The organism is Paenibacillus sp. JT31N7 (assembly GCF_059692095.1).
In genome coordinates, this window is sequence record NZ_JCAUAT010000001.1 from 659,572 (window position 1) to 672,625 (window position 13,054).

At 56.7% G+C, this 13,054-nt stretch carries 1 protein-coding gene; it reads right to left on the reverse strand.

The features are described from left to right. Window positions 1-52 precede the first annotated feature (52 nt). A complete protein-coding gene (locus AC58P5_RS02865; protein WP_497384450.1) occupies window positions 53-12,694 on the reverse strand; it encodes an amino acid adenylation domain-containing protein in 12,642 nt (4,213 codons plus the stop codon). Window positions 12,695-13,054 lie beyond the last annotated feature (360 nt).

Consider the following 13,054-nt stretch of genomic DNA (forward strand, 5'->3'; position numbering starts at 1 on the left):
CCGGCGGATTGCGTACCGGAATGTGCCGCACGCACATCCGCCGGGCAAAGCTTTAGAAAACAATATCAATGGCTTCCAGCAAGTCCTCTTCCTGTTCCGAAGAACCGTTTAAAGAAAGATCCTTCAGCAGTACATGAGGCTGCTCGCAAATTTTGGAGAGGATGGTCAGAAAGTCTTCGGCAAAATTGTCGATCATGTTCCGGCTAAACAGCTTAGTCGCATATTCAAAATGACCGCTCATGCCTTCTTCCTCATGCGTAACTTCCAAGGTCAAATCAAATTGGGCGACCGTCTGGGCCTCGAAATAAGGCTCCACGGTTAAGTCTCCGAAGCGGCTGATCCGGTCTTCTCTGGTCTCCATCACAAACACCGAGTCAAAAATCGGATGACGGCTTAGGTCCCTTGCCGCCTGTACTTTTTCCACAAGCTCCTCAAACGGGTAATCCTGGTTTTCGTAGGCCCCCAGCATCGTTTCTTTGATTTCCTCCAAGTAAGAAAGGAACATTTTCTCGCCGGACGGGTAATTCCGGATCGCCAGCGTGTTCACGAACATCCCGATCAAAGGCTCCGTATCCGCATGAGTTCTGCCTGAAACCGGCGTGCCCACAATGATATCTTCCTGTCCGGAATACTTGTGCAGCAGAACGGTGTAGGCGGCGAGGAGAACCATATACAAGGTCGTGCCGTTATCGTCCGCGATTTGCTGCAAGGTCTCGCTTTGCCGCCTGTCGATGGCAAAATCCAGTACATCTCCCTCGTAGCTCCGCACGGCCGGTCTAGCGAAATCGGTCGGCAGTTCCAGCTGTGGCAGTTCGCCGTTCAGTACGTCCAGCCAGTACGCTTCCTGTTTTTTCAGCCGCTCGCTCTGTGCTTCGGACTGCTGCCACGAAGCGAAATCCTTGTATTGAATCCGCAGCGGCTGGAGTTTTTCGCCATTGTACATACGGAGAAGATCGTCGATTAAAATGCCGGTGGACACGCCGTCGGAAACAAGATGGTGAATGTCGAACATCAGAATATGCCGGTCACGTTCCAGTCCAATCAGGCCGACTCGCAGCAGCGGCGGGTGCTCCAGATCAAAGACGCGGACAAACCGTGCGGCAATCTCCCGGGCTCCTTCTTCGTCCGCTTGCCGGTACTCCAGGGCAAAATCCACTTCCAGGTAAATAACCTGCGCAGGTTCGCCGTTTACCATCTCGAATGCCGTACGCAAAATTTCGTGGCGGCCGATCAACCCGTGAAGCGCAGCTTCAAAGCGTTCACGGTCCAGTTCCCCTTTGAGGACCATGAGACCCGACATGTTGTAGCTCAGCTCCGCACCTTCCATCTGATGCTGGATGTACAGCCTTTTCTGTACGGAAGACAGCGGGTAATGAGCGCGTTTTTCAAGCGCGGGAATGGCGGTATGCTCCCGGTGTTCCAATCCGGCTATGGTTTGAGCCATTTCTTCGACAGTCGAATGACGGAAAACGTCTCTTAACGGCAGATCGACGTTAAGTTCCTTATGCACTTTGCTGACAAGCGTCGTCGCCCGCAGGGAATGTCCGCCGAGGTCGAAGAAGTTATCGCGGATTCCGATTTTCTTCTGAAGTCCGAGCACGTCCTGCCAGATGGCGGCCAGCTTCGCTTCCAGCGGTGTCCTTGGCGCGATATAGTCCGCGCCGCCGTCTGCTCCCGCTTCCGGTGCAGGCAGCGCCTTGCGGTCGACTTTCCCGTTCGGCGTCAGCGGAATCCGCTCCAGCCGAATGAAATACGACGGGATCATGTAGCCCGGCAGCTCTTGTGCCAGAGCGCTTCGCAGACTGCCGGCGGCCAGCTCGCCTTCCGCCGTGTAGTAGGCGCACAGCGCTTTCTGGCCGCTGCCGTCTTCGCCGACGATGACGACCGCTTCGCGGACGCCGTCCGCCTGGAGCAGCTGCGACTCGACCTCGCCGGTTTCGATCCGGTAGCCCCGGATTTTCGCCTGGTGGTCGATCCGCCCGATAAAGTCCACGTTCCCGTCTGCCGTCCACCGGGCCAAGTCACCCGTGCGGTACAGGCGTTCGCCCGGGACGAACGGGCTGTCCACGAACTTCTCTTCCGTCAGATCCGGACGGTTCAAGTACCCCCGGGCCACGCCCGGTCCGCCGATGCACAGCTCGCCCAGGACGCCTACCGGCACCGGGTTCAGGTGCGCGTCCACGATGTAGAACCTCGCGTTCAGCCATGCTTTGCCGACCGGTACGCTGCCCGTCTCCGGGAGCCTATCCAGCGGCTCGTCGTAGAAGCTCGAATCAATCGCCGCTTCCGTGACGCCGTAGCTGTTGATGATCCGGAACTGCGAGCCGAAGCGCTCCTGCAGCACGCGGTAATCCCCTACGCTGCAGCTGTCGGAGCTGGTAATAAGCAGCTCCATCGAGCTCATCTCAAGCTCGTGCTGCGCAACGTGCTGCATAAACGGCACGATGAGCGCCGGTGTCGATTCGAACACGGTAATCTGTTTATCTTGAATCCAGCCGTGAAGGCGGGCCGGGTCGATCCGGTCGTCTTTCGGCACGATGACCATCGTGCCGCCGTTGTACAGCGTCCGCGCGATATCTCCGACGAACACGTCGAAGGAGAAGCTCGCGAGCTGGAGCAAGCGGACCGGGAATCGGTCCAGCCGGTATTCCCGGCGGTAGGCGGCCGCCGTGTTCACGAGGCTGCGGTGCTCGATCATGACGCCTTTCGGCCGTCCCGTCGTGCCGGACGTGTAGATCACGTAGGCGAGATCGTGCGGCCGGGTTTCGGCTGGGACACCGTCCGGTGTGCCCGATGTGGACAAGCTGCCGGACGCTGCGCTGTCATTCGTATGGCCGATTGCAGCGCCAGCTTCTTGACCGGCATACACCCGGGCACGCTCTGCGGTGTCGTCCGCATCGCCGATAGTCTGACTGTCGTCAGCCTTGCTTCCGACAAGCGCGTTCTCTCCGCCCCCGCTGTACGACTTCTCGTCGTCCAGGCAAAGGATCGTTCGCAGCGCAGTCTCTTCCGCTTCCAGCCAAGCCTCGGCGCCCTCTCTCAAAGCAATCTGCGTCAACAACACGGTTGCCCCGCTGTCTTCGAGCATAAAACGAATGCGGTCGGCCGGATAATCCGGGTCAAGCGGCACGTACGCGCCTCCCGCTTTCCATACGGCGATCACGCCGACGAGCAGCTCCACCGATCGCTCGGCTAGAATGCCGACGATGGATTCTCTGCCGACTCCTCCAGCGCGGAGCGTTTCGGCAAGCCGGTTCGCCCGCTCGTTGAGCTCCCGGTAGGACAGCTGCGTGTCTTCGTAGACAACGGCTGCCGCCTCGGGAGTGCGGGATGTCTGCTCCTCGAACAGCCGGTGGAACGTCTGCACCTGCGGAAGCTCGGACATAGCCGGGTTGAACGCTTCGAGCAGCTGCTCTTTTTCGGAGGCAGTCACTAGATCCAGCTCGGCGATTGTGGCCTCCGGGCTCTTCGCAACGGCATTAAGAAGCTGTTCGAAATGCTTTGCCATTCGTTCTACCGTTTCTTTTTTATATAAAGAGGTTGCATATTCAAATAAGTAGTCCAGGCCGCCGGAGACTTCCGTCACATCCAGACTAAGGTCAAACTTGGACACGATTTCTTCGCTCGCATAAGGAGCCAATTGGAGGCCCGGAAGCCGAAGCTCCTTGTTTTCCGTATTTTGCAGCGTGAACATCGTGTCGAAAAGCGGGTTGCGGCTTAAATCCCGGGCAACATGCACCTTCTCTACCAGTTCTTCGAACGGGTAATTCTGATGCTCGTATGCGCCCAGAGTCGTTTCCTTGACCTCCTGCAAGTAGGACAGGAACGTTTTCTCTGCGGCGGGGTAATTGCGGATTGCCAGCGTATTGACGAACATTCCGATGAGCGGCTGCACGTCGCCGTGTGTCCTTCCGGCAATCGGCGTGCCTACGATCAGGTCTTCCTGACCTGTATATTTATGCAGCATAACGGTATAGGCCGCAAGCAGAACCATATATAAGGTTGTGCCCGTTTCCGCCGCCAGCCGCTTTAAGCTTTCACTCTTCTGCGCATCCATGAAAAACTGGAGCGTCCGTCCTTCGTAGCTCTGCAAGGCAGGCCGGGCATAATCCGTCGGCAGCTCGAGCACCGGCAGTTCACCCCGGAAGACATCGAGCCAGTAAGCTTCCTGACGCTGCAGCTGTTCCTTCTGCGCTTCCGACTGCTGCCAGACGGCGTAGTCCTTGTACTGAATGCGCAGTGGTTCCAACTCTTCTCCGCTGTATAGGCGGACGAACTCTTCCACCAGCACGTCCATTGAAACTCCGTCGGAGACGATATGATGCATATCGAACATCAAGATATGCCGCTCGACCGCCAGTTCAACCAAGCCGACCCGAATCAAAGGCGGTTTCGAGAGATCGAACGGACGAATGAAATTCCGCACAACTTCTGCCGCTTCTTCCTCGCTTGCCCCGACATGTTCCACGGAGAAGTCCACATCCGGATATACCCGCTGCACCGCTTCCCCGTTAGTCATTTCGAAGCCCGTGCGCAGTGTTTCGTGGCGCTGAATCAGCTTACGGAATGCTCCCTCGAACCGGTTCCGGTCCAGCCTTCCTTCGAGCACCAGCGTACCCGGCATGTTGTAGCTCAGTTCCGCTCCCTCAAGCTGATTAAGGATGTACAACCGTTTCTGAGCGGACGACAGCGGATAGAACTCTCTTTTTTCAACGGCAGGGATGGAAACATGCTCCTGCCGTTCCATACCGGCGATTGCCTCTGCCATTTCTTCAACCGTCGAATGGCTGAATATATCCCGCAGCGGCAGATCCACGTTCAGTTCTTTGTACACTTTGCCGACAAGCGTCGTCGCCCGCAGGGAATGTCCGCCGAGGTCGAAGAAGTTATCGCGGATTCCGATTTCCTTCTGAAGTCCGAGTACGTCCTGCCAGATGGCGGCCAGCTTCGCTTCCAGCGGTGTCCTTGGCGCGATATAGTCCGCGCCGCCGTCTGCGCCCGCTTCCGGTGCAGGCAGCGCCTTGCGGTCGACTTTCCCGTTCGGCGTCAGCGGAATCCGCTCCAGCCGGATGAAATACGACGGGATCATGTAACCCGGCAGTTCTTGTGCCAGTGCGCTTCGCAGACTGCCGGCGGCAAGCTCGCCTTCGGCCGTGTAGTAGGCGCACAGCGCTTTCTGGCCGCTGCCGTCTTCGCCGACGATCACGACCGCTTCGCGGACACCGTCCGCCTGGAGCAGCTGCGACTCGACCTCGCCGGTTTCGATCCGGTAGCCCCGGATTTTCGCCTGGTGGTCGATCCGCCCGATAAAGTCCACGTTCCCGTCTGCCGTCCACCGGGCCAAGTCGCCCGTGCGGTACAGCCGTTCACCCGGGGCGAACGGGCTGTCCACAAACTTCTCTTCCGTCAGATCGGGACGGTTCAAGTACCCCCGGGCCACGCCCGGGCCGCCGATGCACAGCTCGCCCAGGACGCCTACCGGCACCGGGTTCAGGTGCGCGTCCACGATGTAGAACTTTGCGTTCAGCCATGCTTTGCCGACCGGTACGCTGCCCGTCTCCGGGAGCTTCGCAAGCGGCTCGTCGTAGAAGCTCGAATCAATCGCCGCTTCCGTGACGCCGTAGCTGTTGATAATCCGGAACTGCGAGCCGAATCGTTCCTGCAGCACACGGTAATCCCCTACGCTGCAGCTGTCGGAGCTGGTGATAAGCAGCTCCATCGAGCTCATCTCAAGCTCGTGCTGCGCAACGTGCTGCATAAACGGCACGATGAGCGCAGGAGTCGATTCGAACACGGTAATCTGCTTCTCCCGGATCCAGCCGTGCAGGCGGGCCGGGTCGATCCGGTCGTCTTTCGGCACGATGACCATCGTGCCGCCGTTGTACAGCGTCCGCGCGATATCTCCGACGAACACGTCGAAGGAGAAGCTCGCGAGCTGGAGCAAGCGGACCGGGAATCGGTCCAGCCGGTATTCCCGGCGGTAGGCGGCCGCCGTGTTCACGAGGCTGCGGTGCTCGATCATGACGCCTTTCGGCCGTCCCGTCGTGCCGGACGTGTAGATCACGTAAGCCAGATCGTGCGGCTGCGTCTCGACCGGGACACCGTCCGCTGTGCCCGATGTGGACAAGCTGCCAGACGCTGCGCTGTCATTCGTATGGCCGATTGCAGCGCCAGCTTCTTGACCGGCATACATTCCGGCACGCTCTGCGCTTTCATTCGCATCCCCGAATACGCTGCCTTCCAAGACGCCCCCGATGACCGCATTCTCACCGTCCCCGCTGTACGACTTTTCGTCGTCCAGGCAAAGGATCGTGCGCAGCGCCGTCTCTTCCGCTTCCAGCCAAGCCTTGGCGCCCTCTCTCAAAGAAGCCTGCGTCAACAACACGGTTGCCCCGCTGTCTTCGAGCATAAAACGGATGCGGTCGGCCGGATAATCCGGGTCAAGCGGCACGTACGCGCCTCCCGCTTTCCATACGGCGATCACGCCGACGAGCAGCTCCACCGATCGCTCGGCTAGAATGCCGACGATGGATTCTCTGCCGACACCTCCGGCGCGCAGTGTTCCGGCCAGCCGGTTCGCCCGTTCGTTGAGCTCCCGGTAGGACAGCTGCGTGTCTTCGTAGACAACGGCTGCCGCATCGGGAGTGCGGGATACCTGTTCCTCGAACAGCCGATGGAACGTCTGCACTTCCGGAAGCTCGGACATAGCCGGGTTGAATGCTTCAAGCAGCTGCTCTTTTTCCGATTGGGTAAGCAGCTCCAACTGTTCGACGCGGATGTTCGGATCGGCCGCAGCCTGCTCGACCGCCCGGGAGAAATGACCGTGAATCCCCCGGATATCCTCCTCGCTGAACGTGTCCGCGTTATAGGTGAACCGGATCACGATCCGCTCGCCCGGAATAACGGTTATATCGAAATCGTAATTCGTTTGCTCCGGAGCCTGAATGTTGGAAATGGCCAAAGCTCCATTGCCTCCGACAAGCTCTTCGATCCGCTCTTCCATCGGATAGTTTTCGAATACCATGATATGGCTGATGAGATCGCGTTTTTGCTCGCTGAGCGCCTGGATTTCATAAAGCGGGAACGTATCGTACGCACCCGAAGCCAATGCTTGCTCTTGGGTTTTTCGCATAACATCCGCCACGGATTCTCCCGCTTCGCTCCGCACCCGGACCGGAATCGTATTGATAAACAGGCCGATCATGCTTTCCACACCGGCGATATCTGCCGGACGGCCCGAAACGACGCAGCCGAATACAACATCCGGACTGTTGTTATACACCTGCAAAACGAGACCCCAGAGAGTTTGGACGAACGTGCTTAGCGTTACCTGGTTTTGCCTGGACACGCGTTCGATCCGCTCGCTCAGTTCCCGGCTGAATTCGAAATCCAGTTCGACCGCGTTAAAACTTCCCGGCTTACGCTGCGCTTTTTCCTGAGGAAGCTTCGTATGCTGGTCGTAGCCGTTCAAATAACCGCCCCAATAGTCCGCTGCCGCATTCCGATCCTGTTTCTCCAGCCATTCGATATAACGGGCAAACGGGGTGACGGGAGGAAGTTCCGGTTTTCTTTGATCCAAAAACGCGAAATAGCTTTCAAACACTTCCTTGATCATGAAGGACATGCACCAGCCGTCCATCAGGATATGATGATGACTCCAGATAAGATGCCAGCTTTGTTCATCGGTCCGCACAAGAGTCACCCGCATAAGCGAGTCTTGCGCCAAATCAAATTTCCGGGCTTTATCGGCGTTTGCCAGTTCAGCGAGTGCTTGCTCCCGATCCGTCTTGTCGAGTCCGCTTATATCTTCGCAATAAATTTCGCCCTTCCGCTGACGGAACACGATCTGAACCGGTTCATCTTTCCATCCGCTTATAAAATTGGTCCGAAGCGCTTCATGCCGTTGAATCAGCACATCCAGCCCTTTCGCAAAAGCCTCGGCATCGAGGCTGCCCTGAAGGTCGAAAGTCACTTGCTCGAAATAGGCTTCCGAATCGGCGTCCAGCAGGCTGTGGAACAGCATGCCCTTCTGCATCGGAGTCAGCGTGTACACATTTTCCAGCTCGCCGATGCGGGCGGTGCGTGCCGTCAACTGCTCCAGCTCTTCCACGGACAGCTCAGGCAGCAGAACATCGCTCGGTGTCAGCTCAGACAGATCCTTGGACAAGCAGTGCGCAATTACTTCCCGCAAGCTTCTTTCCAGCAGGCTTCCCAGCCGTTCAATTGTCTCCCGGCGGAACTGTGTCGTTCCGTAACGGATGGTAAGCTCAAGCGCGCCATCGGTGACCATACCGTTCATGTCCAGCGCGAAATCCATCGCCGCATTTCCGCTGACATCGTTCCCGGTTGAGAACGGGGAAGGTTCCAGGCCGCTGCTCTGATAATCCTGATCGAACTGTCCCAGATAGTTAAAGCTGATTTCCGGATCGGAACCGAAAAGATCGCCTTTCCGCCCTTCCGACAAATACCTTAGAATGCCATAGCCGATTCCCTTGTTGGGAATACGCCGGAGACCTTCTTTGGTCTGCTTGATGTGCTGCGAAACCGTCCGATCACGACCGCTCTCCAGCACGACCGGAAATTGACTGGTGAACCACCCGACGGTACGTGTGATATCCACATCCGGCAGGATGTCTTCCCGGCCGTGGCCTTCAAGATTCACGAGCACCCGGCTCTGTCCGGTCCAGGCTTGAACGGCCATACCGAGCGCGGTAAGCAGGAGATCGTTCATCTCCGTATTGTAAGCGCCGTGCGCCTGCTTCAAAAGCTGCCCTGTCTCACCTTCCGACCATCTAACGGTCACGACATCGCTGTCTTTGAGCCGTGACTTCTCCTGGCCCAAATCTTTGGGCAGCGGTGTATGTTCGATCTGGCCGATCTGCCTCCAATAAGCCCGCTCGGATTCAAGCGCTGTGCTATCCGCATAGCGGGACAACTGCCCGGCCCATGTCTGGAACGAATCCGTTTTATGCGGAAGCGAAATCGCTTGTCCGCTGAGAGCTTGTTCGTAGCCGGCCGCAAAATCTTCAAACAAGATACGCCAGGATACACCGTCGACAACAAGATGGTGGATGGCCATGAGCAGATGATCGCCATCCGCGCAGCGGAACAGACCCAGCTTGACTAGAGGTCCCTTTTCAAGGTCGATACTTCCCTGAATTTCGCTCGCCTTTGCTTCAACGGCTGCCGCACAGTTTGCGAGACCCGTAAAATCCGCTACTTCCAGGCCGAACAGTTCTTCGTCCGTTCCCCGGTTCCATGCTTCATAACCGGTACCGGTTTTGCGGTAAACCGTACGCAGTGCGTCATGATGCTCGACCAGCTTTGCGATAGTTTTCCGCAGCGCCGTCTCATCGAAGCCTTCCCTACGGTACTGCATGAAGGCCTGATTGCTGTGGTGCGGGTCGGCCGGATTTTGTCCGAAAAACCAGCGCTGAATCGGCGTGAGTGTCACGGCTCCCGTTACTTCTTCCTGGCTGGCCGTTCTGCCGGCCGTCTGAAGCTGCGGACTTAGGGCCGCTATCGTCGGATAGTGGAAAAGATCACGCATGACCAGCTTGTAACCGGCCTGAAGGAGCCTTGAAGAAACTTGCAGCGCTTTAATCGAATCGCCGCCAAGTCCGAAGAAATTGTCCGACAGACCGACTCTGTCCACGCCCAGCACGGACTGCCAGACGGCGGCAAGCGCCTGCTCCGCCGGAGTTCGGGGAGCGATGTATTTGACCTCCGCCTGTACGCTTCCTTCCGGCTCGGGCAGCGCCTTGCGGTCCACCTTGCCGTTCGGCGTAAGAGGCAGCCGGTCCAGACGCATCACGCGAGCCGGCACCATATGCGAAGGGAGCGTCTGCTCCAGATACGCGTGCAATTCTCTGGTATCGATTTCATATTCCGACACCGCGTAGCCGCACAAATACTTCTGGCCCCGTTCGTCGGTACGGTCGGTCACGACCGCCTGGCGGATGCCGTCAAAGCGCAGCATGGCCGTTTCGATTTCGCCGAGCTCGATCCGGTACCCCCGGATCTTCACCTGATAGTCGATCCGCCCGATGAAGTCCACATTGCCGTCTTCCATCCAGCGCGCCAGATCGCCCGTACGGTACAAGCGCTCCCCGGCGTCGAACGGACTGTCCGCAAATTTCTCTTCCGTCAATTCCGGACGGTTCATGTATCCCCGGGCGACACCCGGTCCGCCGATGCACAGCTCCCCCAGGATTCCGACGGGGACAGCGTTCAACTGAGCGTCCACGATATAAAATTTCGCATTTAGCCAGGCTTTGCCGATCGGCACGTTTCCGGCTTCCGGCAGCTTAGAGAGCGGTTCGTCGTAGAAGCTCGAATCAATGGCCGCCTCCGTCACGCCGTAGCTGTTGATAATCCGGAACTGCGAGCCGAACCGTTCCTGGAGCTGCCGATAATCTTCCACGCTGCAGCTGTCGGAACTGGTGATGAGCAGTTTCATTGAGCTCATATCGAGCCCCTGCTGCGCCACATGTTCCATAAACGGTATGATTAGCGCCGGCGTCGATTCGAACACGGTAATCTGGCGGCTCTGTATCCAGCCGTGCAGGCGTGTCGGATCGATCCGGTCGTCTTTCGGGCAGATGACCATGGTGCCGCCGTTATAGAGGGTCCGGGCGATATCCCCGACGAACACGTCAAAAGAAAAACTCGCCAGCTGCAGCAGGCGTACGGGAAATTGATCGAGCCCGTATTCCCTGCGGTAGGCGGCTGCCGTGTTCACGAGGCTGTGGTGCTCGATCATGACGCCTTTCGGCCGTCCTGTCGTGCCGGACGTGTAGATCACGTAAGCAAGGTCCTCCGGCCTGCTCTCCGCCGGCACACGGCCGGTTTCTCCGGCGGCAATGGCCTCGTCCGTGAAGCCGGCCGGTGCGTTCGCCCTTTCTTCGCCGTACGACTTCTCGTCGTCCAGGCAAAGAATCGTATGCAGCGCGCCTCCTTCTGCCTGCCACGCTCCGGCCCTGTCCTTCAGTCCGGTTTGCGTCAGCAGCACCGAAGTCCCGCTGTCCTCGAGCATATAGCGGATGCGATCGGACGGGTAATCCGGGTCCAGCGGTACATACGCGCCTCCCGCTTTCCATACTGCCATGACGCCGACTAGCAGATCGACCGAACGGTCGGCCAAAATACCCACGACCGATTCTCTGCCTATCCCGGCACCACGCAGCGTTCCCGCCAGACGGTTGGCCCGCTCGTTAAGTTCCCCGTATGTGAGCTGATTGTTCTCGTACACCACTGCCGCCGTATCCGGTTTTAATGCGGCTTGTTCCTCGAACAAGCGGTGGAACGTTTTAGCAGGCGGCAGCTCGGGGACCACCGGGTTGAATTCCGTTAAAATCTTATTCTTCTCCTCATCGCTCAGCATAGACAGCTCGCGCACTGTCTGCCCCGGATTAAGGACGATCTGGTCAATAATCGTAAACAACTGCTCCGCAATCCGTAAAATCTCACTCTCATCGAACAATTGAACGCGGTAATCGATATTGAGATCGATCTCCTTGTCGTCCAGCGCATCTACAACGTGTACGGCAAAATCGCCCACTTCATGTCCGGAATGACTGCTCTTGCGGACCACGCTGAGGCCGTCGTAATTCGTCACGGTGACGGGCAAATATTCAATATCGACCCGGAACAGTTCGGGAACGTCCCACTGTTTGTTCCGTTCTCTCAAATCCTGGATGAGCTGGTTGTAAGGATACTTCTGATGGCGGAGATTCGCCTTCTGCTCTTTGGAGATATGCTGCAAAAACGCCAATACATGCTGATCCGGATCGAGCAGCATTCGGGTCGCAACCGTACTTACGAACATGCCCAGCGTATCTTTCTCCTGCTTGGATGTCCGGTTCGCGTAAATCGTACCGACCGTAATATCTTCATTTCCCGTTACCTTGTGAAGCAATATGTATAAAGCCGCCAAAAACACCGTAAAGGTACTGATGTTGCTCTCCTCGCTAAAACGCTGCAGCTGTTCGTAGCGCCTGCCTGAGAAGGGCACACTGACCCTGTCGGCATCCGTACTCACGGAGTAAGGCGAACTCGGTTTCATTCGTGTAATTTCCGAAAAGGACTCAAACTTGTCCAGCCAATAAGCTTTGTCCTTCTGGAAGCGTTCCGAACGTTCATATTCCTGTTCGGCATAGATATATTCTTGATAAGTACCTCTAGCTTTAGCGTCCGGTTCCTGCCCACCGATTATTTTCACGTAATTATCCATAATCGTCGCGCTAAGAAGATGTGACGAGATGCCGTCCGCTATACTGTGGTGAATTTTAATGTTAAACCAATGTTCTTCGTTGTTAAGATTTAGCAGACAGAATTTGTACAACTGATCGTCAAAAATAGACAATGGCGTATGATTGAACCGATCCAGCCATTTTTTGGCCTCGGCTTCATCGCCTATTTCCACATAATCGCACTGCGGTTCGATGTCGGATTCTTCCGCAAACCACTGGACGGGTTCGCCGGCATTGGTAGACGCGATCCGGATACGGAACGCATCATGGTCCCGGACTAGCTTATGAATCGCCTGCATCAAAGCTTCGGTATTTACGGGACCGCGAATAAACAAAGTACCCACGATGACTCCGACCGATGTATTCGGATACATCATTTCCATACTCCATATTCTTCGCTGCGCTTGAGTTAAAGCAAACCGTTTGTTAGTATGTTCACTCACATCGACACTCTCCTGTTATAGAGATTCGTTTTCAGGTATGCAACCCTGTTATCTAATTCCACACTCCGTAATTTTGAAAACTTATTTGAAAAACTTAGATAAAAAGTGAAGGGCAGCCTTCGGCAGGCTCGTCTAATTAATTGTCGGCGGGTGAAAATCCCCTCAAAACTTGACATATGATATCCGGTAGAGATAATGAGTACAGGCGGCCCCCCTTCGCGGGCGTTTTAGCAAATGGGCAAAACCAACCCGGTAACCGGGTTGTACGATAAGAGATCATGTGCTCGAAACGAAACGATCCGTAGTTTCAAAGCTTTGTAGAAGCACCCTTTGCTTCCTCGTCTTATAAAATTGCATAAT